The sequence below is a fragment of the Acidimicrobiia bacterium genome (genome assembly GCA_040289475.1).
GTDB lineage: Bacteria > Actinomycetota > Acidimicrobiia > ATN3 > PSLF01 > PSLF01.
In genome coordinates, this window is sequence record PSLF01000005.1 from 43,506 (window position 1) to 68,029 (window position 24,524).

Sequence of the window (24,524 nt, forward strand, 5' to 3'; positions counted from 1 at the left end):
GCTTACGGTACTCCTCTTGTCAATGGTTGGGTTCCTTCCGCCTCCAAGCGAGAGAACTCGCCGGGGCGAGCATACCCCGCTGTGGCCAGGATGCGATAAGCGTAGTCCGGCTCGGACAGATATGTCGCAATGAGTGTGACATATCCTGCCGGAGGAAATGCTGTACCGGGTCCTACATGGCGTGGCTGGGGTGCCTCGATGGGCTTGCGTAACCGCAACAAAATAGGGTTGGAAAAGGCTCCAGCCCCAAGATGCAAAAGAGTAGCCCGATCAGCTTCGGACCATCTCCACCTTCGCTGAGGGGGCTCGGCGTACTCGACCGTTTGGGGCGGAATACGAAGTGTCGACGAGAACAGAAAAGGGTCGTGGACAATGAGTCCTCGAGGTGCAACCACGAGCCAGCGTCGCTCTAGCCTATACGATGAGATGGCGAGAGGAACGGCTAGGACCATCCCCAGCGTGGCGGCTCCAAGCGTAAAGGGCGAGAGTCTTAGAGCTCCTGTTGCTAACAGGGCTGGCAATCCGAGGGTGAGTCCTGTGAGAAAGGTTGCTGGCGTGAGGAGCAGAGCTCCAAGAAGTAGGGGGACTCTGAGGGGTAATCTGGTCTCTCCCTCCAAGGCGAGCCTTTGTGCTAGGCGAGTCCGCACCGCGGAGTGGAGCGAGACTAGATAAGAGCAGGCAGAGAACACGGCTGCTCCGCCCGCTTCGGGCCAGTAACCTTTCCCAGCTAGTAGCAACGACCAGGCAAAAATGAACCCGGCAGCGAGTCGCCAAGCAACGAACGAGCGGATGCCGGAAAGGGATAGGCCAGAAGATCCTGCCAGCCACAGAGAAGCTGCTTCGATGGCTAAGATCGTACTTGCTGCCGGCCCCCGCTTTTGTTCGATGCTGACAGCTACGGCTACAAGAAAAACAAAGAGTCCGATCCAGAGTAGACGGAGTACCAGATCGATGATCGAGCGTCGCACTAGAGCCGGGGTGGGTGTAACGGAAGCCGCGTTATCCGTTGGCCTGCGTAGCACCTTTTTCTTTCTCGGCATCTCCGGTCGAATCGACTGTCTCATCTCCGGGAGGTAGACCTAGTTGCTGTTCTATCTGCTCGACCGGCATAGCTCCCACGACACGGGCTACCATGTTGCCGCCTGCGAACAGGCCGATCGTCGGAATCCCCATGATTCCATAGGAGTTTGCGATAAGAGGCGCCTCGTCGACGTTGAGCTTTACAACTTTGATGTCAGGGTGGCGTCTTGCGAGTTTTTCTACTTCGGGAGCTACGTAACGACAGGGGCCACACCAAGGCGCCCAAAAGTCGACCACCACCTTCTTCTCCGACTTCAATACCTCTTCAGAGAAGGTCGCCTGAGTTACCGATTCAACATTCGCCATTCTTCCTCCAACGGATCGCGGAATCTACATAGCTCATCAGGTACGAGCTTCGAGACAGTGGCCGGCTATTAGAGTTCGCCCACGACCCTACATCAGCCGGGTGAACTAACATTCGCTTCGACAAATGAATTCCATACATATCCGAAAACAAGGGATTGAAGGGTCGGATGGAAAATAAACCTTTGTAGGCAGGAAGTAAAAAGTGAGCCAAAGGTTGGCCAAACCGATGACCTTAGAGTTCTCTGAATTTTAGAAGTTGCAAGCGGTGGATCAGACCAAGGTGCCACAGGACAAAGAGATGAGCTCCCCAGTGAATCCTGAAGAAGAACAACGCAAAGATATCTCGCATCGAGAAGATTTCGCTTCTGAATCCTCCCAACGGAGTCCGGCACCCGGCCGCATGCCCCCTAAGTCGGCTATAGAGCGCGCGAGAGAGCTCCGTGAAATGATCGCCTACCACGACTATCGGTACTACGTACTGGACGACCCAATCATCTCGGATGCCGAGTATGACGAGCTCATGAGAGAGCTGCGGTCGCTGGAGGAAGAGTACCCTGCTCTTGTCACCCCCGACTCTCCAACGCGCCGAGTGGGTCCGCCGGTGCTGAGTGCATTTGGAGAAGTGAAGCACATCGTTCCGATGTTGAGCCTTGACAACGCCTTATCTTTGGAGGAGCTGAAGGCGTGGGCTAAGCGGATTACTCGTTCTCTAGAAGATGAGGTCGAAAACCTGAGCTATTGCACTGAGCCGAAGATAGACGGCCTTTCGTGCAACCTCACTTACAAGTCAGGCGAGTTAGTCCTCGCCGCCACGCGAGGAAACGGCTTCGTTGGCGAGGACGTGACACTGAACGTCAAAACAATCGAGGACATTCCGCATCACCTGCAACTTGACCATCCACCGGACCTTGTCGAGATTCGCGGCGAGGTGTACATGCCTATCGAGGCTTTCGAGCGTCTCAACAAAGAGCAGGCCGAGGCTGGCGGGAAAATCTTTGCCAACCCCCGAAACGCCGCTGCTGGATCGCTACGACAGAAAGACCCTTCGGTTACGGCGTCGCGATCTTTGTCGATCTGGTGCTATGGCTTGGGTGCTGTTCAAGGCCTAGACATTGCGACGCAGTGGGAGGCTCTCGAATGGATCAGGAAGGCCGGACTTCCCGTAAACCCGCTCGTCGAAAAGCAAGAGTCGATCGAGAAAGTGTACGAGTACTGCGAGAGACTTCTCGAGCAGCGCCATGGGCTCGGATACGAAATAGACGGGGTAGTTGTCAAGGTCAACTCCTTCGCCGTGCAACAACGCTTAGGTGCCACATCGAAAGCTCCCAGATGGGCTATAGCTTTCAAGTTTCCTCCGGAGGAAAAAACCACCAAGCTTTTGGATATCCAGGTTCACGTGGGGCGCACCGGAGCGGTAACTCCCATCGCGGTGCTGGATCCGGTACGAGTCGCTGGATCAATGGTGTCCTTTGCTTCCTTGCACAACGAAGACGAGGTCAAAAGAAAGGACATACGCATCGGCGACTGGGTGATCGTCCGCAAGGCCGGCGATGTTATTCCCGAAATCGTTGGCCCAGTAAAGGACCGTCGAACGGGAGAAGAGAGACAGTTCGTAATGCCGACACACTGTCCCGTATGCGGGGCCGAGATTGTGCGTCCTCCTGGAGAAGCCATTGCCCGCTGCAGTGGGGGCTTTTCCTGCCCGGCGCAAGTGCTAGAGAGGCTGCACCACTTCGTAAGCCGACAAGCTATGGACATACAAGGGCTCGGCTACCAGACACTTGCTCTTCTCTTAGACGAAGGGCTCATCAAGGATGAAGGAGACCTCTATTTCCTTGACCTTTCGAATTTGTCTGCCTACCCGGGTTTTGGAGAAAAGTCTGTAGCTAACATTGCCGCGGCTATCGAGGAATCCAAAAAGCGTCCTTTGTCCAATCTTCTCGTAGGGTTGGGCATCAGGCATGTTGGCCCGAGGGCTGCCAAGATTTTGGCCGAACACTTCGGCAGCCTTGACGCGATCGCCTCTGCGTCTGTGGAAGAGCTTGAAGCTCTTCCTGAGATCGGCCCCGTGATCGCTCGCTCGGTTTACGAATACTTCAGGGACGAAACCCACCTGGCAATCGTGGACAAACTTCGAAGGGCCGGAGTAAACATGGTCGAGGAGCGTCGCCAGGTTGAGGGACCTTTAAAGGGCATCACTATCGTAGTTACCGGGACGCTTTCTGGTTTTAGTCGAGAGGAGGCGGAGGCTGCTATCGAAGAAAGAGGGGGGCGCGCTTCTTCCTCGGTGTCGAAGAGAACTTCTTATGTGGTGGCGGGAGAAAACCCCGGTTCAAAACTGGCAAAGGCCAGAGATCTTGGGATTCCGATTCTGAACGAGGAACAGTTTGTTCGACTGCTAGAGGAAGGACCCCAGGTGCTATCTACTTGAGACCTCGAAGAGATGCAATTCTTAGGCCCCGCGTTCGCTAACTTGACCGGCTGGTCAAGTTTCGAAAACACTGTTAACTGGATGGATTGAGCATCGACCGTTTCGGTGTCGACCTTGGGCCGTTGTCTCGATATCTAGTCTTGAGGAGCCGAGTAGGAGTCGTATCGTGTTCGATTTGTCACCTGACGAAGTGCAATCAGCTGTGGTTGAAACGCTCCAAGAATTTGCCGCCGAAGAAATTCGTCCCTTTGCCAGGGATGCTGAAAAGGCTGGGGAGCCGCCAGAAGCCGTACTCAAGCACCTCGTGGATATGGGCTTTCATGCCTCTGTTCCGGAGGAGTATGGGGGAGCAGGTGAGTTTTCTAGCGTCACGAAGGCTTTGATAGCTGAACAGCTAGCGTGGGGAGACCCGGGAATAGCAGCATGCGTACTTTGGTCTTCACAGCCCGCCATTCTGATAGGAATGGCCGGTAGCGAAGAGCAGCGTGCAGAGTGGTTACCCATTTTCGCATCAGGTGAGTTCATAAAGGGTTCGGTGCTTCTTTACGAACACCCCCCACTCTCGTCTGGCGCACGACTTGCAACTACGGCGCGCCGATATGGCAGGGACTGGATATTGGATGGGCACAAGTGCGGTGTCCTATGGCCACGGGGAGCCGATGTCCGAGTAGTGGTGGCAGGGATCGAGGGTAGCGATCGGTTGGGTGCCTTCTTGCTTCCCAAGGACTCGAAGGTGGACGTGACAAGAGACGATTCCATAGAAGGGAAGATCGGACTGAGGGCAGCCCCAACGGGCCAAGTGGAGCTGCGCCGAGTGATCGTAAAAGGCGACGCATTTCTTGGCGGAAACGCTGCAGACTCCGGTCGTTTGGAGCGAGCTTTATGCGCTTGCCGCATAGATACGGGTGCGATCGCGGTTGGCTTAGCCAGGGCGGCGCTGGAATATGCATCGAACTATGCGACCGAGCGAGTCGCTTTCGGAAAGCCTATCGGTGCTTTTCAGGGAATTTCTTTCATGATCGCGGACATGGCTACTGCCGTCGACGGCGCAAGGTTGGCTGTATGGGCGGCAGCTTCTGAGATCGATAAAGGCGGAGCACCTACTAGAGCTGTTGCGCTAGCGAACTCTGCCGCGCTCGACACGGCCTTGCTATGCGGAACCGATTCTGTGCAGGTTTTGGGCGGACATGGCTTTATCACTGACCATCCTGTAGAGAAATGGTATCGGGATGCGATCGCTCTCGATGCATTTGAAGGAGCTCTCGACGCACGGGCATATCTTGCTGAATCTTACGCCGACTGAGAATCTTGCTGCGTGTGCACGATGCCAGGGATTGGCTTTTGGGCAATGGCAGTGCAACTTTTCAAGTTGTAGGTGGGATGGGGCATTTTGGGCACGCCGCCAGGGGTAAAAAGCAGGTTCGAAAGAAAAAGGATAGAGACCAATGATTGACTTTGAGTTGTCGAGTCGGGCGAGGATGATTCAGGACATGGCGCGCGCGTTCGCTCTCAACAACATTCGTCCATACGCACGCCAGGCGGACACGGAAGGGAAAATGCCCGAAGAGGTAATCCGCCAGCTCGCCTCCTTCGGGATGGTGGGGGGCTCCATGCCTCTTGGCCGCGAAAGGGAGGAGCTAGGAGCGGAATCCGAGCCCAAGGAGAACAACCTGCTCGCTGTCGTCGGTGCCGAGCAGATGGCGTATGGGGATCCCGCAGTAATTATGAACATCCCCGGCCCGGGCTTAGCGGCACCGGCCATAAACGCCATGGGCACCCCGGAGCAAAAGGAACGTTTTCTCGGCATATTTCAAAAGAACGATGGCAAGTTGCGTTACGGAGCGTACGCGTATACAGAGGCACACTTTGGATCCGACACCTCGCAAGTAGCCACGACTGCAAAGCGGGATGGAGACGAGTGGGTGTTGAACGGTCGAAAGATCTTCTGCACCAACGGTGCTCGCGCCGACATCGTTGTTGTGTTTGCCACAGTGGACAAAAGTTTGGGGCGTGAGGGAATCAAGGCATTTGTCGTCGAAAAGGGGACCCCAGGATTCGAAGTCGGCAAAATTGAAGACAAGCTAGGGATCAAGGCATCGGAGACCGCCGAGTTAATTTTGGACAACGTCAGGGTGCCAATGGACAACCTCCTCGGCGGTGAAGCGGCACTGGATCCAAAGCGCAAAGCGGGGTTTATCGGCGCCATGAAGACTTTCGATTCGACGCGTCCAATGGTTGCAGCTTTGGCCCTCGGAATTGGCCAGGCTGCCTTCGATTACGTCAAAGAGTGGGTAAGAACCGAAATAAAAGCAGGATATCCGTTCAAAAAGCGTACGGAGGTGTCGCTGACCTTGGCCGACGCAGAACGGGAGCTTGCGATAAGTCGCCACCTCATCTGGCGAGCCGCCTGGATGGCAGACCGTTCGATCCCCAACACGAGGGAAGCTTCCATGGCGAAGGCATACGCGCCCCAGGCGGCTTATCGTGTCTGCCGTGACGCGGTTAGAATCATGGGCCCGGAGGGTTACTCCAAGGAGCACCTCGTCGAGAAGTGGTACCGGGACATAAAGATTTATGACATCTTCGAGGGCACTGGCCAGATTCAGCGCGTAGTGATCTCGAGGAGAATTCTCGGGTACCTAGACAAAGACGACGAGGATTCCAGCAAGGCAGCTTGACGAAGACAGCTTGGAGTCCACAGTTTGCGGCCTCAGGTGTTACTCTCTAGCGAGGTCGGGGTATATCTAACGGACAGGAGGTGAAGAAACAGTGGGAGCTCTAGACGGTCGGGTGTGCATTGTGACGGGTGCTGGACGTGGAATAGGTCGTGAGCACGCCCTATATCTCGCCAGCCAGGGAGCCAAGGTTGTCGTGAACGACCTGGGAGGAAACATCGACGGAACGGGCGCTGATCGCGCACCTGCCCAGCAGGTAGTCGATGAGATAAAAGAGATGGGTGGCGAGGCTGTTGCCAACGTCGATAGTGTTAGCGATTGGGAAGGCGCCGAAAGACTGATCCAGACAGCAATCGATACATTCGGCACTCTTCATGTTCTGGTAAACAACGCCGGAATATTGCGAGATCGAGTGATCGTGAACATGACCGAGGAGGAGTGGGACGCTGTCATCAACGTCCATCTAAAAGGGCATTTTGCACCGTTGCACCACGCTGCCGCCTACTGGAGACAACAGGCAAAGGCAGGCAATCCCCTAAAAGCGTCGGTAATTCACACTTCTTCAGAGTCCGGTCTGTTCGGAAACCCGGGCCAATCTAACTACGGTGCTGCTAAGGCCGGCATCGCTGCCTTGAGCATCATTGCCTCCAAGGAATTGGCGAGATACGGAGTCCGATCGAATACTATCGCGCCTCGGGCTAGAACCAGGCTGACGGAGTCAACCTTTGGCAGCCAAGCACTCTCGGTGCCGGAGGGTCAATTTGATATTTGGGATCCAGCGAACATATCGCCGGTCGTGGCTTGGCTCGCCCACGAGGACTGCCCCGCAAATGGCGAGACGTTCTTTGTTTTCGGAGGAACCGTACAGCGTGTCAAGGGCTGGACTTTTGACGAAGAACACAAGATTGAGAAGGCTTCAAGGTGGACACTGGACGAACTGTTGGAGGAGGGCAAGCGACTTCTGGGCTGATAGGGAAATACAGAACAGCCTAGGTTCATGGCGTGTACCCGGCCATGGGGTCTGGATCCGTATAACTCGAAATTTTATTCTCGTACGCGCCGCAAGTCGCGTTTTGCCTGTTCAGTGTGGGTCGACTTGATCGGAAGAAAAGAGTATGCTTATACGGCGCGAGTCCCGGTGCACAAGCAAGCGGGCAATGTTCCCCAGCCATTGCCCGTGCCAAGGCATCTCGGCGGTGTTCCCCAGCCACACTCGAAACTGCCCGCTACCGGGACTCGCTTTTTCGCGTCGGCACCTGACTGGTGTGGCTTTTTTGCACAACCCTATCTACTCTCTTAGCCACTAGGAGCTCTCGGTGGATCTTATTGGCATGCACGCACAGCAAAAGGGAGACTCCCCAGCGCTTATAGAGGGGGAGAGGGTGTTGACGTGGGCGGAGTATCGGGACCTGAGGAACCGACTGGCCCGATCTCTCCTAGATCTCGGGCTTAGGCCTGGGTCCACCTTAGTACAGTTCTTGCATAACTCTATCGAGAGCTGCCTCGTGTCGGCGGCGGCCTCGGAGCTCAGGACAACGAATACCCCGATTAATCATCGTCTCAAGGCCGAAGAAGTCGCTTACATTCTCGAAGACTCCGACGCTACCTGTGTTGTATCGGAGTCGGAATTCCTTCCGATACTGGGCGAGGCTCGCAAGAGCGTGCCCTCTGTGTCGCACTGGGTAGTCGTTGGTGAAGACGTTCCGTCGTGGGCGATTCCTTTTGCGAGTTTGGTCGAGAAGGGCTCTTCAGATCCCGTAGAGATTCCAGAGGAAAGTCCTGGTGAAGCGCAGGCAATGATTTACACATCGGGAACAACAGGAAAGCCGAAAGGAGCGAAGCGGAGAGGGATCTCGAATCCAGCGTCTGTTATGACCTGGATTCAGGAGTTCGGTTTGAGACCTGACGATGTGCATTTGATAGCTGGGCCGCTCTACCACTCTGCACCGCTTGCATTCGCCACGCTTGCTCAGGCTATGGGAAATACCTCAGTAATAATGCGGAAGTTCGACGCAGAGCGAGCTCTAGCAGAGCTCCAGGAGCACAAGGTCACCACTACTTTTATGGCTCCGACCTTGGTAAAGCGGATTTTGCAAGTGGATCCGGAGACATTTGGAAAATACGACATCTCTAGTCTCCGCGTCCTGATAGTCGCGGGGGCGCCGTGTCCGCAAAAAATCAAAGAGGATGTGTGGGAGCGGATAGGACCCGTACTTTACGAATTCTACGGGTCCACCGAACTGGGTATAAACACGATCCTCAAGCCCCATGAAACTATAGAGAAGCCTGGTTCGTGCGGTAAGGCTATGCCTGGCGTGGAGATAGCCCTTTTTGACGAAGAGGGCAACGAGGTGGGTGTAAACACTCCGGGGGAGCTGTACGTAAGGCGCAACCCGATGGTCTTTGAAGAGTACTACAAGAAACCGGACGCAACGGCAAGCGCGCAAAAAGGTGAGTGGGTTTCGGTAGGAGACATCGCTTACAGGGACGAAGACGGCTTTTATTACATATGCGACCGGAAGATCGACATGATCATTTCTGGAGGAGTCAACATCTACCCCGCAGAGATCGAAGACGTTCTGCATCGGCATCCCGCTGTAGCAGATGTGGCGGTTTTTGGAATTCCCGACGAGGAGTGGGGCGAGAAAGTACACGCTGCTATTCAGCCTGTCGCTGGGGCCATCCTTACACCGGAAGAAATCCAGAGATGGGCCCGGGAGCGCCTCGCCGACTACAAGGTTCCCCGATCGATCAGTTTTCATGAGGACTTTCCGAGGGACTTGGCAGGAAAGCTCATAAAGCGACAGTTGAGAGATCCGTTCTGGGCCGATCGGCAAACCAAAGTCTGAGGTGGCCCCGCCCGAAGAGAGAGTTTTCTCCCATCACCCAGATACGACGCTAGCCTTTCACCGTGGCTGTGGGGATGCAGAACCGGCTGTAGCTCCCAAATCCTGGATAGTGCTCGCTGTAGCGCTTATCGGGTACTTCTCTACCGCGTTTTTGATAACTATCGTTTCGGCTTCTCTTCCTCGAATCGCCACGGATCTGGGCGCTTCGGATGCCTCGGTGACTTGGGTACTAACTGGTCCTATGCTCGCTTCTGGCGTTTTAATGCCGCTGGCGGGGCGTCTGGCCGACCTTTGGGGGTACAGACGCCTGTTCTTGGCTGGTTTAGCAGCATCTTCGGTTTTGGCTGTTTTTATCGCATTGTCGTGGAGTATCACGAGCCTTATCGCTTTCCGGGTTCTGTGGGCTATAGCTGGGGTGGCAGCGGGTCCATCATCCATGGCTATCATCATGCGGGCTTTTCCGCCTCACGAGAGGGTCCGCGCAATGGGATGGTGGTCGTTCGTATCGGCGGGCGCACCCGTCCTAGGTGTGGTTATAGGCGGACCTCTCGTGGAGCGGTTCTCTTGGCGCTTCGTCTTCGCTGGACAGGTTCCCCTTAGTCTCGTGGCGATCGCGCTGGCTGTGATTTTTCTTCCATCGGACCGAGATCAGGGTGGTGCTGTTTTAGATTTAGCCGGCTCAGCTCTTGCTGGAACCGCTGTGGGACTGCTTCTTTTTAGTGTGAACCGTGCTGCCGAGTGGGGATGGCGCCATCCTATTGTGATAGCTAGTCTTCTGGCGACCCCCGTCTTCGCTGCTGCGTTCGTCCTCGCCGAAAAACAGGCGAAAAACCCGCTCATTCCTATCGGTTTTTTGAAAACTCGTAACTTTGCGGCGCCTATCACGACCCATCTGATGGCGAGTTTCGCTTATATGGGCGGCTTTTTCATCACGCCGTTCTTGCTCCAGAGAGTTTTCGGGTTTTCTGTGACAAAGACGGGATTTTTCATGCTTCCACGCCCTGTTGCGTTCACCCTGACTGCACCACTTGCTGGAGCGCTGGCGGTTCGAATGGGCGAGCGGAGGACCATATTGGGGGCGATGGTATGCATGAGTGCCTCAATGGCACTTCTCTCGTTTGGTGCGGCCAACAGGCACGGCGGCGCTATCGTGGCGGGGTTGGTATTGAGCGGTACGGCGCTGGGTTCTGCGAGTCCTTCCCTTTCGTCTACGGTTGCGAACGCTGTTACTCCGGATTACTTGGGCACTGCTGGCGCGGCGACTAACCTCGCGTCGACGGTCGGGGCTGTACTAGGGATGGAGACCTTGAGAGGCGTCGCTGCCACCGCCGGAGGCAAGGGAAGCGCCTATGCCTTGGCGTACGCTGGGGCCGGCATTGTAGCTTTTTTGGCAATGGTGCCGGCTCTGGGAGTCGAGTCGCTAAGAAGATCGGACAGCGTCCAACAGAGCCCGCAAAAGCTGGCCGAAAACCCGGAGACCCTCAATACAAAGGCTACCGGGAAGAACGCGTCAGCCCAGCAGTGACAGCGGGTATTCGATTGGTGATACGGTTATGACGATACAGCGGGAGCATTTGTAGCTCCGTTTCCTAAGGGTGGTTCCCCGCTCTGGCGCTCTATTTGCACACCGAATGCAATATCCATTTCTAGCTGTAGACTCTGTGACGTTTGTGGGCCACTGGATGCCTCAGCGAAACGCAGGGAACCTTTTATAGAAGATGACGGATCGACTACGATCTTGATGGGCTCACCTAGGTCGGGGACGAACCAGAATCTCGTGAACGTGTTGAGGGTCATCGTGCCAGAAGACCTAACTCCGTTTGGGAGACCGATCCGAGAGAGGTCGAGAGTGGCGAGATCAACCGAGGTCAAGGATTGGCTGGTGATTAACATAGCTCGTCCCCACTCGGTTTTCTCATCATGCTCGTAGGTGTTGACAGTGGTCATTTGTAACGGCCTACTGAAACCCTTAGGTCGAATCTGGATGCTCTTGGTCCACTGTTCCCCGGGTCGTATGGCATGATCAGGCAGTAATGGGGCTGGCCCAGTAAACCCGAACGGTGAGATGACCCCTCCGCCAAGTACCTGTCCTCCCCCGAGAGCTGGACCCGGGATAAACACAGGACTACCTTGCCCGCTTTCTATTTCGAAGCTCCCATCGGGATTGACACGAAGTACGGTTTCAAAGTTGTCCCGGCCGAGTTGGGGGTTTTGGACCGGTCGGCCGTTTACACTCACTCCTATCCGAGTGTTGGACAGATCAATCTTGATTTGTGTTGCCCCATCAGAGAGTCGCTCAATGACTCGCAAAGTCATGTCCGAGGTTATGATCGACTTCACGCTTACGGGTCCGGAGTGATCGGCCAGTTCTCCGCCGCCCAATACGGTGCCCTCCATTGCGTACTCAAACTTGTAGAACCGCGCTTCGGCTGATTTGAAAGTAATCCGCAGTCCTTCAGTTTCGGGGGCGGAGTTGGTTCGTGGAGATTCGATCTCGGGCGCCGTAGTTTTAGCTCCGATCTTGCGTAGTGCAACGGCTGCACCCGCCAATGCGGATAACAAGGCCACAACAAGTACAGCTACTAGAACCACGACCCGTGTTTTCCTCTGCTTTGGAGGAGCTACACGGGGCTGACCTGTCCCTAGGGGATTTTGCTGATGCTGTGTATTGGCGGCTCGGGAGTTGGGCTGAGAGGCGTGCCCGTGAATCGATGAGATCCGATCTGTCGTAACTTCGGGCAAGCTTTCCGTTGGACGAAAAGACTCGTTGAATTCCTGGGGCTCCGTGCCGTTTTTGTCCATGTGTTGGCCTTTTAGCCGAACTCGGCAATTTAGCGGGTTGCAATTCCGTGTTGCGGCGCCTACGTCTGCCGATTTATCCAGGATCCGAGTATATTTAGTTTTGCTAAAAACAGGATGACGCCACCGCATCATGCAGGGAGCCGCAATGAAGTTCTTCGTCTTTAATTTGATGCCCTACCGAGATTTGGATCCTTCTTATCGAGGTCCTGCTTGGGTTGACGTCCCGAACAAGCTTTACGAGCCCGAGAAAGGACACGTCTATTACAACGAGTACATAGACCAGCTCGTAGAAGCCGAGTCATTAGGCTTCGATGGTGTCTGCGTAAACGAGCACCATCAGAACGCATACGGGAACATGCCAAGCCCGAACCTTATCGCATCCATCTTGGCTCGCCAGACGGAGCGCATTAGGATAGCCGTCGTAGGCAATGCTCTTCCCCTTTACAATCCGCCGACAAGAGTCGCTGAGGAGTTCGCCATGATAGACGTAATCTCTGGCGGACGACTCATTGCTGGAATGGTGGTTGGAGGGGGACCGGAGTACTACAGTTTCGGAATAAACCCTACATACGCGAGGGAGCTGTTTTACGAGTATCACGACCTAATCATTGCAGCATGGACCAAAGAAGGACCTTTCTCGTTCGAGGGAAAGCATGTAAGGCTTAGGAAGATCAATCCCTGGCCTCGGCCACTACAAAGACCTCACCCTCCGGTTTGGATCCCAGGTGCAGGCTCGCTCGAGACCATGGAGTTCGTTGCATCCAAGCGCTACTCTTACATGGGCATTCCTTACTTCCATATCGATGTGTTCCGCCGCAACTTCTCTTTTTTCAGAGAGGCGTGCGAGAGAGCGGGATACACGCCCGACCCAGAGCAGGCGGGCTGGCTCGTACCAATTTACGTCGGCGATGACGATGTATCGGCTCGCCGAGAGTTCGAGCCACACCTGTGGTATTTCGTCAAGCGCCTCCTCCCAGGGATCACCATAGTTCCACCCGGGTATACATCCGAGCGTTCATGGCTAGCGATCATAGAAAACGCAGGCACGTTCATGGAGTCTGTCGAAACTTGGGAGGAGATAGAAAAAGGTGAGTATGCCATAGTGGGGGGACCTGAGACGGTCGCCGACAAGCTCTCGCGTTATATAAGAGAACTCGGAGTCGGAGTGCTGCTGGGTCTTTTTCAGCTCGGCTCGATGCCTCATGCCCAGGCCGTCGACAACATGCGAAGGTTTGCCGAAGCAGTTCTACCTAGGTTGCGAGAAGAGTTTGCTGGGTGGGGCGGTACCGGTCCGACACCGATCTAGCAACCCCTCCCTTGCTAGCTATTTGTGCCTAATGGCCGTATGGCGTACCAGGACCAGGAGTAGTAGATGTCTGCGGACTTGAAGATTCAATCTGAGCGACCCGCCCAAGTCGGGCTGGTAGACCGTAAAGGCCAGGGAAGGCCCGTACTCTATCTGCATGGTTTTTTGGGGGAAGGATTGGGCACCCCCGCTGTTGACCATCTCGCCGAGACGGGGTTCGAAGTTCTTAGGCCGTGGATTCCTGGCTTCCAAAGCATTGATGAGCTGGAGGGAATCGACGGTTTCGACGATCTTTCTTTCTGGCTTGTAGACTTACTTGACGCTGAGGGTCTGGCGTCGGTGGCAGTAGTCGGGACTTGCCTAGGGGGATGGCTCGCAGCGGAGTTTGCAGTACGCAACCCTGCGCGGGTAGATAGGCTAGTCCTTACAGGGGCTCCTGGCATTCAGACCGAGCGCCATCGGCCTGCAGAGTTTTTTGGGATCCCGTTCGATAAGATGGCGGAGTTGCTTTTCTTCGATCAGTCGCAGCCATTCGCTCAATTGATGAAAGCTGCGAGTGGGGCATCGGGCCGTCCGATCGGATCAGGGAAAGCCGTACTTCCTTTTCTTCGTTCTCTGGCTGCCACAGCTCGCTTTGCATGGAACCCATACTTTGTAGATCCGAAGCTGGAGGCGAGATTAGGGCGGATCGGGTGTGAGACCCTCGTGGTATGGGGAGCCGAGGACAGGTTTTTGCCCGTCGGTATTGGGAAGCGATGGGCCGAGATGATTCCTCGCGCTACATTTGTCGCAATCCCATCGTGCGGCCACTTTCCGGTTCTGGAAAAACCAGAGGAATGGGCGCACCAAGTCTCCGCGTTTTTAGCTTAGCGATAGCCTTGGATATCGATCAGCCGAAGCGTGGGCGCCACTTACCCTTGACTGACACCGGGACTGGCTCCCGTCGCTTGTCTTCGGGCGCCTTCTCGCACTCGAAGCGAATATGGGCCTGTCTTCGAAGGCGTTTCAGCGGCTTGCCACAGTAAGGGCAAGGTTCCCGGTGCTGATACCGTTCGAGTCTGGGTCTCGCCATCGCTAGCATCCTGTCGAGGATAGTGTGCTCAGAATGAAAGGCCCTCGGACGTGCCAGTGGGCTTTACTTGATCTCCCCTGGAGGACCGGCCGTTTGCCCTTCTACGAAAGTAGAGCTAGACGTGCCATGGCCGCCGCGCCACCGCTCTACGCCTTCGAGTAGCGTATTCCAGGCGAGGGTGGCACACTTGATCCTGACCGGAAACTTCACTACGCCTTGTAATGCTTCCAGCTCTCCGAGTCCGGTCGAACCCAAATTTCCCTCTGGGATTTCACTCTCGCCCTGGTGGATTTTTTCTTCCCGTACCGTCATCATTCGCTTGAAACGATCCACTAGGTCATCGATTTCTTCAAGCTTTTTATTCCTTATCGCCTCGCTCATCATCGATGCAGACGCTTGAGATATCGAGCATCCCTGGGACTCTATCTTGACGTCGATTAATGATTCGTTGTCGAACAACAAGTAAAGGGTGATCTCGTCCCCGCACAGGGGGTTGAAACCTTCTGCCTTGATCGCCGGTGGCGATGGCAGGGCCCCCTGATTCCTAGGACTTCTGTAATGATCCAGAATGACTTCCTTGTAGACGTCCTCAAGCGACACCGAACAGTTCCTTGGCTACATGCAACCCTTTGACGAGGGCGTCGACATCCGCTTCGTCATTGTAGATGTAAAAACTTGCTCTCGTAGTCGCTTGTACCCCAAGATAACCCATGAGCGGCTTAGCGCAGTGGTGTCCTGCCCTCACGGCGACTCCCTCTTGATCGAGGATGGTAGCCAGATCGTGAGGGTGTATGTCGTAGAAGGAAAAGCTCACTGCAGCTCCGCGTCTCTCCGGAGAGCGAGGTCCATAGATCTGGATATTTTTACCATAGACGTCCTGGAGAGCTTCAAGGGCAGCGCCCACCATCTCGATTTCATGCTCCCTCACCCGCTCCATTCCCAGGTCGGTCAGGTAATCGACGGCTTCTCCCAAAGCGATGGCTTCAGCTATGGGTGGTGTTCCCGCCTCGAACTTGTGAGGTAGGGGAGCCCACTTAGCACCCTGGGTAGTGACGTCGGCAATCATCTCGCCGCCTCCTAAGAAAGGCGGCATCTCCTCGAGTAGTTCACGCCGCCCATAGAGGATACCTACTCCGGTCGGGCCGCACATTTTGTGACCAGTTGCAACATAAAAGTCGCACCCTATAGCCGAGATATCCACTGGCATGTGGGGTGCAGCCTGGGCGCCGTCGACCACTGTAATCGCCCCTGATTCTTTCGCTCTCGAAACGAGGTCTCGGACTGGATTGATCGTTCCCAAGACATTGGATGCGTGCGTGCACCCGAATACCTTGACAGGACGACTGAGCTTTTTCTCGAAGTCTTCGAAGTCGATCTCACCTTCGGGCGTCAAGCCTACGAACTCCACGACGGCCCCGGTGCGCTCGGCAAGTAAAAACCACGGCACGATATTGGAGTGATGTTCCATGAGCGTTACAACTAGTCGGTCTCCTTCCTTCACGTTGGCAAGGCCGTAAGAGTAGGCAACTAGGTTTACTGCCTCGGAGGCGTTTTTGGTGAAAACGATGGAGCGCTGTGGCTCGGGTTCTGGTACGCGGAGGAACTTAGCCACTTTCTGTCGTGCGCGCTCGAACGCCTCGGTCGCTTCTTCAGCGAGTGTGTGCACACCTCGGTGGACGTTTGCATTGTGCAAGCAGTAGTAAGCATCGAGAGATTGGATCACTCTAAGGGGTTTTTGAGAGGTGGCGGCGGAGTCAAGGTAAACGAGGTCTTTTCCGCTACGTACTTTTCTTGTGAGGATGGGGAAGTCCTGTCGAAGATCCCTTCCGAAGCGACTTTCGGAAGCGGAGCGCTCGTTCATTGGGTCTTCCCCACAGCTGCCGAGAGAAAGCGTTCGTAGCCCTGCTGCTCTAATTCTTCTGCCAGCTCGGCAGCGCCGCTGGCAACTATCTGTCCGTCCACGAGCACGTGTACCTTGTCTGGCTTCAAGTACCTGAGAATCCTCTGGTAGTGCGTGATCAAGAGAATGGCCATCTCGGGTCGGTGCGCTCTTACTTTTTCGATTCCCTCGGCGACTATGCGCAGTGCGTCTATGTCCAGGCCTGAGTCTGTCTCGTCTAGAATGGCCACGACAGGTTCCAATACGGCAAGCTGGAGAATTTCCGAGCGCTTTTTCTCACCGCCCGAAAAGCCTTCGTTCACATAGCGATCAGCGAATGATGGGTCCATGTGAAGTTCTCTCAAGGCGTCCTGCAGCATCAAACGAAGTTCAAAGGCTGCGTAGTTCTTGCCGGTTCGTTGCGTGAGGGCAGCTTTTAGCATCTGCAGGATGGTTACACCGGGGATTTCTTCTGGGTACTGAAAGGCAAGAAACAGGCCGGCGCGGCCCCGCTCGTCGGGGCTCATCTCCGTGATGTCGGTACCTTGCAAGAATATTTTTCCGGCGGTTATGTGATATGAAGGCTTCCCGGCTATAGCGGAGGCGAGGGTGGACTTCCCTGATCCGTTGGGCCCCATTATGGCGTGAAGCTCGCCAGGGTAGATAGCGAGTGACACCCCCTTGACAATCTGGCGGTCTTCGGTCGCCACCCACAGGTCTTTTACTTCAAGGGCGGGAGCCGGTTCGTTATTCATCGATTCAATGTCATGTCGCTGGCCGCTCATGGCAGTCTCAGCGTCTGGTTTTGCAGTGTTGTCCGAGTTTTCCATCGCCACCTTTTTTACTGGATCCTTCGTAATAATTCTATCGGTCCCTTGGTCACCCTAAAAGAGCGAATTGAAAAGAGACGCGGTCGGCGCGCCCGGATTCGAGAATCGTCTAGTTACCATCCTCGTTCTATCCACTCGTCTAGATGCGGCTTTTCAGCTCCGATAGTAGTGTCGAGTCCGTGGCCGGGCAGAACCAATGTCGTTTCCGGGAGCACAAACAGCGAGGTCTTGATCGACTCGATTATCGTCGCAAATGCGTCTCGGTTTCCCCACGTGTTTCCTGGCCCTCCGGGGAAAAGGGTGTCGCCAGAGAACAGAAGTCCCTCCGTTACGAAGCATGTGGAGCCGGGCGTGTGCCCGGGGGTATGCAAGGCTTTCAAAGATACGTTTCCGATCTCGAAAATTTGTTCGTGCTCTATGTAGAAATCGGGTCCAGAGGGGATCGAGGAGGCATCCGCTCGATGGATACCTACTGCTGCCCCTGTACGTTCGCGTACTTCGGTGACTGCTTGCACATGGTCATGGTGGCCGTGGGTCGTGAGAACGTATCGGAGGTCGAACTCTGATGCGACATCCAATATTCTTTCGGGCTCGTTGGCTGCGTCCACGAGTGCCGCAATCCCGGTTTTACGGCAAGCGAGAACGTATGAGTTGTTGTCGAATGGACCGACTACGATCTTGAATAAAATCCTGTTGGCGTCTTCGAAGTGCGGCAGTTTGTTAGGCATAGAGACTCCCTCCCAGATCTTGACCGATCAGTCAATTGTGCGCGAGGTTAAATGTGTCGCGTTGTGAAGGTTGCGCGACATGTTTTATCCGGCCCGTTGTGGCTTTTTGAACTTCGCTATTTGGGAGTATGGCTGTTGTGGTGTCAAGATCTGAGCGTGTTTATCATGCACCTGTACTCTGCTAAGTAACCGAAGTGAAATTCAGGTAACAGAACCCCGGGCAACTGCCCTCGGCTTGGATTCTTGAGGAATCTTATTTATAGGAGCCGGAGTCAGCGGGTCGAGGTAGCGAAAAGGTGTGTGACATAGAAACTTTGAGGAGTCGAGGAAATGGATTTCGACTACGGCGAAAGAGCAGAGGCGTTCCGCCAGGAAGTAAGAGACTGGCTGGAGAAGAACCTTCCCAAAGAAAAGACTGGTGATGAACTCAGAATTATTCTCCAGGGCGACGACCGGGAAAGCTTCCTCAGGGAGTGGGACGCCAAATTGCGGGATGCCGGGTACGTCGGTATTGCCTGGCCCAAAGAGTACGGGGGAAGAGGGCTGTCCACTCTTGAGCTGCTGGTATTCAACGAGGAGATGGTGAGGGCTCGTGCTCCTCAGCGACTTAACTTCTTCGGCGAAGGTCTTGTGGGGCCCACGATCATCCAGTGGGGAACTGAAGCACAAAAGAAGTACTTCCTGCCCCGTATACTTTCGGGCGAACACATCTGGTGTCAGGGGTTCTCCGAGCCAAACGCAGGATCCGATCTAGCTTCTCTTCAGACTCGCGCCATGCTCGACGGTGGCGAGTGGGTCATCACTGGTCAGAAGGTATGGACGACCATGGCACAGTATGCCAATTGGTGCTTCGTACTGGCTCGCACCGATCCTGACGCTCCAAAGCGCAAAGGCATCTCTTATCTGCTCGTCCCGATGGATCAAGAAGGTATCGAGGTGCGTCCACTCAAGCAGCTCACGGGAACTGCCGAGTTCAACGAGGTCTTTTTCGACGGAGCTCGCACCCACGTAGACAACGTCGTGGGTGGTGTCAACAACGGCTGGACAGTAGCGATGACGACGCTCGGTTTCGAACGAGGCGGCACAGCGACGACGAGCTATTTGCGTTTTTCAAGAGAGCTTCGCCGCATTGTGGAGCTGGCTCGAGAACGTGGAAAGCTCGGCGACCTAAATTTGCGCCAGCGTATTGCCCAGCACCACATTGAGGTCGAGATAATGAGGTACTCTGGGTACCGTTCTCTAACCAACGTGCTTGCCGGAAAACCTCCCGGACCGGAGTCTTCGATCTCTAAGCTCTTCTGGAGCGAGTACCACAGGCGGGCCATGGAGACGATGATGTCCATCCGGGGTCTCGAAGGGCAGGTGGTCGGGGAAAACTACACCCTTGATGCTTTCCAGCAGGCGTACTTGTTCAGTCTTTCCGAGACCATTTACGCAGGTACCAGTGAGATTCAGCGGAACATTATTGGGGAGCGCATACTAGGTCTTGCGAGGGAGCCTCGGGTCGAAGAAGACAAGGATAAGAAGGCGTCCCCTTCCAGGATGGCCGAGCCAGCAGGGGTCAGGTAATCGATTCGACTCCGTGAGTCCTTGATGCGATTTTTCGGACGCAATTACTTAGGGTCAAGTGTGACATTGCTGGGCCAGAGCGGGTAGCGTTGTTGCACTCTCCAGCAGAAGCACAACTTTGATGTCGGCAGACCGAGCGAGGGAGGCACGTAAATGAACTTCGCCTTCAGCGAAGAGCAAGAAGAACTGAGAAAGTCAGCGCGTCGATTCTGCGAAGAGCAGTTCTCTTCGCAGGTGGTCCGCAGGATTATGGAGACCAATACCGGCCTTGACGAAGAGCTTTGGAGGCGAATGGCCCAGGAGTTGGGCTGGCAGGGAATGATAATTCCCGAGCAGTACGGAGGGTATGGGTTTGGCCAGATTGAACTTATAGTCCTCATGGAAGAAATGGGTCGTGCGGTGCTCGCTGCTCCCTTTTTCTCCACGGTGTGTCTCGCTGCCAACGCTCTCCTCGTTGCTGGTACAGAGGAACAAAAACAGGCTTTATTGCCCGGAATTGCTGATGGGTCGCGCATCGCGACGCTCGCGCTGACCGAAGAGTCCGGCCGATGGGATGCAGGGGGCATTCAGGCTACGTACACATCCTCAGGTGGTGATTTCGTCGTAAACGGAAAAAAGACCTACGTTCTCGATGGGCACACAGCAGACACCATTGTTGTCGCGGCTCGCAAAGAAGGGACCTCGGGCGAGGAAGGGATCTCTTTGTTTGTCGTCGATGCGAACTCGGAGGGCATTACCAGGAGACCGCTGGCGACGATGGATCAAACCCGGAAGATGGCCGAGGTTAGTTTTGACGCGGTAAAGGTTCCGGCCTCTGGATTGATGGGTGAAGAAGGGGAGGGCTGGACCGCCCTATCGAAGGTTCTCGACCTGGCTGCAGTGGCGCTGGCGGCGGAGCAAGTCGGAGGCGCGCAAAAGTGCCTCGAGATGAGTACGGAATATGCGAAAGTACGCGTGCAGTTCGGACGTCCGATCGGCTCTTTTCAGGCAATAAAACACAAGTGCGCGGACATGCTCGTCGCGGTCGAGTCGGCAAAGTCAGCTGCGTACTATGCCGGGTGGGCTGCTTCCGAAGACAACGAAGAGCTTCCCGTGGTAGCTCCGTTGGCCAAGGCCTACTGCTCGGAAGCTTACTTCCACTGTGCGGCCGAGAATATTCAGATCCATGGGGGGATCGGATTCACTTGGGAGCACGATGCACACCTCTATTTCAAGAGGGCAAAATCCAGCGAACTGTTGCTGGGAGACCCGGCGTATCATCGAGAGCTTTTGGCTCAGCGCCTCGGATTGTGACGCCTTGGAAAGACTGCTGCGTCAGATGCGGTGCGCCATCTCTGGGGTGATCTACCGTGGCTTTTGTTTTCGCTGTAGTTGCATTGGTGGTCGTTCTAGGAGTAGCGGCCTACTTTGTTGCGAGAGAGCAATCGCTGCCTTCAAAGCACGAGGTAGCTAAGGAGTTCGATCCCGAGCAGTGTGCTCTTGAGATATTCGAAGCGCTGTCAGCCGAGGGCAAGGAGCGCCTTGGATTATCGGGCGCAAGAGAGATCGTTTCATGGGTTTTTGACTACATGAAGCTTGCTGGTGCGGTGGCTAACGGTGATGACAGTGTCCCAGGGCCTCGTACGACAGTGGTCTTAGGAAGCGCAACCTCTGTTCAGTACATCGTAGAGCGCGCCGACGGCGCAGGTTTGGAGGTATCGTCATCCGACGCCCTGGCGGCGGTTGGAGCCACGATCGAGTACCTTTCAAGGATTGGAGCGATCGGTCCTTCGGTCAGTGAAAAGGAGGTTGGATGAGAGAAGTCTTTCTCGTGGAGGCTGCGCGGACCCCTGTGGGGAGAAGAAACGGCAAGCTCAAGGACATTCACGCGATCGACCTGGCTGCAAGGGCTCTTAAAGCAGTGGTGGATAGATCCGGCGTAGACCCAGCGCAGGTTGAAGACGTTGTTATGGGATGCGTAATGCAGGTCGGGGAACAGGCCCTGAACATCGGAAGAACAGCCTGGCTTCACGCGGGCTATCCGGTCGAGACGCCTGCGACGACCGTCGACCGCCAGTGTGGCTCCGGCCAACAAGCTCTTCACTTCGCCGCTAATCTAGTTCAAGCCGGTGTGTGCGATCTGGTGATCGCGGCCGGTGTCGAGTCAATGACACGGGTCCCTATGGGAAGCACTGCTCGGGTGGAGGGGGTAGGCAAACCCTCCACATCCGAGATCAAGAAAAGGTTCCATCTGGTTCCGCAGGGTATCTCCGCGGAGATGATCGCAGAGAAGTGGGGGATCACTCGCGAGGAGTGTGACGAGTTCGCCTACGAATCCCATATGAAGGCTGCCAGAGCCACCCAGCAAGGGCTTTTCGATAGAGAGATGATCCCAATGGAGATCCAAGCCGAAGACGGAACCACCGAGGTATTCGCACTCGACGAGGGCATCAGGCCCGACACGTCTTTGGAGGCTCTCGCTACTCTCAAACCCGCATTCATGGAGGGTGGCATTGTCACCGCTGGCAATTCCAGTCAGATCTCCGACGGCGCGGCGGCTGTAATGCTCGCATCCGAGGATAAAGTCAACGAGCTGGGCCTCGAGCCAAAAGCCCGTATCGTGGCGCAAGCCGTAGTTGGCGTCGATCCGGTTCTTATGCTGACAGGTCCTATTCCTGCCACCGACAAGGTATTGGAAAAGGCGGGTTTGCGGTTGGAAGACATTGACCTAATTGAAATAAATGAGGCATTCGCGACCGTGGTTCTTGCGTGGAAGCGTGAACACAACCCGGATATGTCAAAGGTGAATGTCAAAGGAGGGGCGATAGCTATAGGACACCCCTTGGGATCGACAGGTGCGAGGTTGGCCACCACCCTGGTGTACTCGCTACAAGAGAGCGGAGGAAGGTATGGGCTGGAGACGATGTGCTGTGGTGGTGGCTTAGGAACCGCCACGATCTTCGAGCGGGTGTGAGCATTAGGAGTTGTGGACCGAGATGGCTGGAGTGAAGCGGCCTTTCGAAGAACACCGAATCGTGGGGGACAAGCGATCCATGCTCTATCACGACCTGGCCGCAGAGACCGAGGGGTGTCGCATAGACGAGATAGTAGCTGCCGAGGCGGTCGCCCTCTTCGGCCCGGACCATGCTTCAGAGGCCCGCAATCGGGGCTATTCGCCGTGTCCCCACTGCAACTCTAAGCTGGAATGAAGGCAATCGACTTCCACGTTCATCCCTCTACTCGGGAGTATCTGGAGTTAGCGCTCGGTCCTTTTTTCGAACAGACCCAGAAGTTTTTCAAGGCTCGCATTGCTGTCCGTACTGAAGAGGAGATGGTGGCCGAGCTGGAAGCAGAGGGAGTTTTCGGTGTGCTTCTAGCCTGGGATGCCGAAACCTACACAGGGCTCCCACCCGTGAGCAACGACTATGTAGCTTCTGTCGTTCGGCGTTTTCCCGAGAGATTTGTGGGGTTTGCCTCGGTCGATCCCCACAAGGGCCACGCCGCGGTCGAAGAACTAGAACGAGCTGTTCGCGAACTTGGTTTGGTCGGGCTCAAGCTACATCCAGTGGCACAGAACTTCAGGCCTGACGACGACAGGTTCTATCCGCTTTTTGCAAAAGCAGCGGAACTCGGAATCCCAGTGCTGATTCATACCGGCAACACTGGGTTGGGAGCGGGAACTCCGGGTGGAATGGGGATGAAGTTAGAGCGAGCTCGCCCCATCTACCTAGACACCCTGGCTGCTGAGTTTCCCGAGCTCACGATCGTGGGAGCTCATCCGTCGTGGCCATGGCAAGACGAGATGATTATGATCGCATTGCACAAAAGCAACGTTTATATCGACCTTTCCGGTTGGTCCCCAAAGTACTTTCCCGAGGCACTTGTGCGCGAGATGAAAGGCCGGTTGCAGGACAAAGTTCTCTTCGGTACCGACTATCCCTTTATAACGCACGCAAAGTGGTTCGAGGCATTCGAATCATTGGGAGTTGAGGAAAAAGTTGCTCGCAAGATCTTGATAGGCAACGCCTGCAAGCTTTTAGGGTTGGACTTGGAGAGTTTTTCGTAGTGCCTCGAGTTTTGCCCCAAAGGCCGTGTCAGAGAGAGCGGGCTCGGCTTCCAAGGAGATATCGCCAGGAAGTTCAATATCTATCCAGGATTTGCAGCCCCCGTAAGACTCCAGGTACGGAACGCATATAGGTTTTTGGAGCGCATATGCTCTTAACGCTATGACCAGAAGTGGCTGTCGTGGCTTCCATCTCAGACGCTCTTGTACGTAAGACTTTTGCCAAATGTGCATCGAATCTAGAGCGTCCAGAGCGCGCGCCTCTGTTATCTCGAAGACATCGACCACCTCACAGTAACTTTCCAGACGCACTGTGTCACCAGAGTCATTGGGTTCGTTGCTTATAGCGATACTGTGCGTCACCTCGGGTGCACTCGTGGGGCTAGGTGAGGTACCAGAGGCTGAACTGTCGGGTAATCGGGTAATCCTTCGGCGGTATGCAGGTTTGATGTGTTCTGGCGCTTGGTGTTCGTAGGTCGGGAACAGAAGAAACTGGGGATGCCGTACGGCAAAGCGACGGCCTTCTTCCTTGATCCCACCCTTGCGGATTGTCAGGATTTGCTCGCCCTCTAGAATCGATGCACACACGACGGCCCATTCTTTGAGAGCTGGGAATGCCTCGATAATTGGTTTATTGATTTCAAGACTGCTGCCCCCGTCCTTACGTCCGAAGTTGGTGTAGCTCTCTGCCGTGTTGGTCACGTCTCCCTCCTCGCTACTGCTCTGGTCTAGGTTCACCTGACGATACAGCGACTCAAGTGCCGATAGGATCAGTAAATCCGGCATGCTTGTATCTCGACACAGTTGACTTTTATTAGAGCGCTCGCCTTGAGGCTCAAAAACTAGGCTTTTGGAGATATGAAGAGTTCCAGCTTCTATTTCGGATCCACACCGCGCCTTTTCGTCACTGCATACGGCAACGATAAGCTCGTTCCTCATAAGGGCGAGATTGGTC

The 24,524-nt window shown here is 55.2% G+C and carries 22 protein-coding genes; 14 read left to right on the top strand and 8 right to left on the bottom strand.

From position 1 onward, the window contains the following. Positions 1-2 precede the first annotated feature (2 nt). Together C4318_03980 and trxA are read right to left on the bottom strand one after the other, a co-directional pair. The gene (locus C4318_03980) at positions 3-1,022 is read right to left on the bottom strand and encodes a hypothetical protein (protein MER3454300.1); all 1,020 of its coding nucleotides are present in this window, start codon (positions 1,020-1,022) and stop codon (positions 3-5) included. After that, complete coding sequence (gene trxA / locus C4318_03985) at positions 1,000-1,386, bottom strand: thioredoxin (protein ID MER3454301.1); 387 nt, start codon at positions 1,384-1,386, stop codon at positions 1,000-1,002. Before trxA ends, C4318_03980 begins: the two co-directional genes overlap by 23 nt. Before the next feature lie 400 nt (positions 1,387-1,786). Here trxA and C4318_03990 point away from each other — a divergent pair, with 400 nt between their 5' ends. The 6 genes from C4318_03990 to C4318_04015 all read left to right on the top strand — a co-directional run bounded on the left by C4318_03990 (position 1,787) and on the right by C4318_04015 (position 10,866). Further along, positions 1,787-3,817 carry a DNA ligase (NAD(+)) LigA gene (locus C4318_03990; GenBank protein MER3454302.1) on the top strand — a complete coding sequence of 677 codons (2,031 nt, stop codon included), beginning with the start codon at positions 1,787-1,789 and terminating at the stop codon, positions 3,815-3,817. 166 nt (positions 3,818-3,983) lie between these two features. Further along, the gene (locus tag C4318_03995) at positions 3,984-5,120 is read left to right on the top strand and encodes a butyryl-CoA dehydrogenase (protein MER3454303.1); all 1,137 of its coding nucleotides are present in this window, start codon (positions 3,984-3,986) and stop codon (positions 5,118-5,120) included. 142 nt (positions 5,121-5,262) lie between these two features. Next, the gene (locus tag C4318_04000; protein ID MER3454304.1) at positions 5,263-6,495 is read left to right on the top strand and encodes an acyl-CoA dehydrogenase; all 1,233 of its coding nucleotides are present in this window, start codon (positions 5,263-5,265) and stop codon (positions 6,493-6,495) included. A gap of 91 nt (positions 6,496-6,586) precedes the next feature. After that, positions 6,587-7,462: a short-chain dehydrogenase gene (locus C4318_04005; protein ID MER3454305.1), complete on the top strand. Its 876-nt coding sequence runs from the start codon at positions 6,587-6,589 to the stop codon at positions 7,460-7,462. Positions 7,463-7,808: 346 nt separating this feature from the next. After that, complete coding sequence (locus C4318_04010; protein MER3454306.1) at positions 7,809-9,341, top strand: long-chain fatty acid--CoA ligase; 1,533 nt, start codon at positions 7,809-7,811, stop codon at positions 9,339-9,341. Further along, positions 9,307-10,866 (top strand): hypothetical protein, encoded by a 1,560-nt coding sequence (locus C4318_04015; GenBank protein MER3454307.1) that lies wholly within the window; start codon positions 9,307-9,309, stop codon positions 10,864-10,866. Before C4318_04010 ends, C4318_04015 begins: the two co-directional genes overlap by 35 nt. A 26-nt stretch (positions 10,867-10,892) precedes the next feature. On the opposite strand, the gene C4318_04020 is transcribed toward C4318_04015, so the two are convergent. Then, entirely contained in the window at positions 10,893-12,143 is a 1,251-nt protein-coding gene (locus tag C4318_04020; protein ID MER3454308.1) for a hypothetical protein, read from the bottom strand. A 145-nt stretch (positions 12,144-12,288) separates the two neighbouring features. Between C4318_04020 and C4318_04025 the strand changes: the two genes are divergently transcribed. Both C4318_04025 and C4318_04030 read left to right on the top strand, forming a co-directional pair. Beyond that, positions 12,289-13,449 (top strand): LLM class flavin-dependent oxidoreductase, encoded by a 1,161-nt coding sequence (locus tag C4318_04025; protein ID MER3454309.1) that lies wholly within the window; start codon positions 12,289-12,291, stop codon positions 13,447-13,449. A 66-nt stretch (positions 13,450-13,515) separates the two neighbouring features. Continuing rightward, a complete protein-coding gene (locus tag C4318_04030; protein MER3454310.1) occupies positions 13,516-14,319 on the top strand; it encodes a hypothetical protein in 804 nt (267 codons plus the stop codon). 265 nt (positions 14,320-14,584) lie between these two features. Here the strand turns inward: C4318_04030 and C4318_04035 are convergent, their stop codons facing one another. From C4318_04035 to C4318_04050, 4 genes are all read right to left on the bottom strand, one after another. Continuing rightward, on the bottom strand, positions 14,585-15,121 hold the full coding sequence (locus tag C4318_04035) for an SUF system NifU family Fe-S cluster assembly protein (protein ID MER3454311.1): 537 nt from the start codon (positions 15,119-15,121) through the stop codon (positions 14,585-14,587). After that, entirely contained in the window at positions 15,111-16,382 is a 1,272-nt protein-coding gene (locus C4318_04040; protein ID MER3454312.1) for a cysteine desulfurase, read from the bottom strand. The genes C4318_04035 and C4318_04040 overlap by 11 nt, the downstream gene beginning before the upstream one ends. Next, the gene (gene sufC, locus C4318_04045) at positions 16,379-17,155 is read right to left on the bottom strand and encodes a Fe-S cluster assembly ATPase SufC (protein MER3454313.1); all 777 of its coding nucleotides are present in this window, start codon (positions 17,153-17,155) and stop codon (positions 16,379-16,381) included. Before sufC ends, C4318_04040 begins: the two co-directional genes overlap by 4 nt. 188 nt (positions 17,156-17,343) lie before the next feature. Continuing rightward, positions 17,344-17,958 carry an MBL fold metallo-hydrolase gene (locus tag C4318_04050; GenBank protein MER3454314.1) on the bottom strand — a complete coding sequence of 205 codons (615 nt, stop codon included), beginning with the start codon at positions 17,956-17,958 and terminating at the stop codon, positions 17,344-17,346. 330 nt (positions 17,959-18,288) lie between these two features. On the opposite strand from C4318_04050, the gene C4318_04055 reads away from it, so the two are divergent. The 6 genes from C4318_04055 (at position 18,289) to C4318_04080 (ending at position 23,572) form a co-directional block, all read left to right on the top strand. Further along, positions 18,289-19,527: an acyl-CoA dehydrogenase gene (locus C4318_04055; protein ID MER3454315.1), complete on the top strand. Its 1,239-nt coding sequence runs from the start codon at positions 18,289-18,291 to the stop codon at positions 19,525-19,527. Between the two features lie 153 nt (positions 19,528-19,680). After that, on the top strand, positions 19,681-20,820 hold the full coding sequence (locus C4318_04060; GenBank protein ID MER3454316.1) for an acyl-CoA dehydrogenase: 1,140 nt from the start codon (positions 19,681-19,683) through the stop codon (positions 20,818-20,820). A gap of 56 nt (positions 20,821-20,876) precedes the next feature. Continuing rightward, complete coding sequence (locus C4318_04065; protein ID MER3454317.1) at positions 20,877-21,323, top strand: hypothetical protein; 447 nt, start codon at positions 20,877-20,879, stop codon at positions 21,321-21,323. After that, positions 21,320-22,480: a steroid 3-ketoacyl-CoA thiolase gene (locus C4318_04070; protein ID MER3454318.1), complete on the top strand. Its 1,161-nt coding sequence runs from the start codon at positions 21,320-21,322 to the stop codon at positions 22,478-22,480. Before C4318_04065 ends, C4318_04070 begins: the two co-directional genes overlap by 4 nt. Before the next feature lie 22 nt (positions 22,481-22,502). Next, positions 22,503-22,715 carry a hypothetical protein gene (locus C4318_04075; protein MER3454319.1) on the top strand — a complete coding sequence of 71 codons (213 nt, stop codon included), beginning with the start codon at positions 22,503-22,505 and terminating at the stop codon, positions 22,713-22,715. Further along, the gene (locus C4318_04080) at positions 22,712-23,572 is read left to right on the top strand and encodes a hypothetical protein (GenBank protein ID MER3454320.1); all 861 of its coding nucleotides are present in this window, start codon (positions 22,712-22,714) and stop codon (positions 23,570-23,572) included. The genes C4318_04075 and C4318_04080 overlap by 4 nt, the downstream gene beginning before the upstream one ends. On the opposite strand, the gene C4318_04085 is transcribed toward C4318_04080, so the two are convergent. Continuing rightward, positions 23,543-24,508 carry a hypothetical protein gene (locus C4318_04085; protein ID MER3454321.1) on the bottom strand — a complete coding sequence of 322 codons (966 nt, stop codon included), beginning with the start codon at positions 24,506-24,508 and terminating at the stop codon, positions 23,543-23,545. The two genes, C4318_04080 and C4318_04085, sit on opposite strands and share 30 nt — an antisense overlap. Positions 24,509-24,524: the final 16 nt, after the last annotated feature.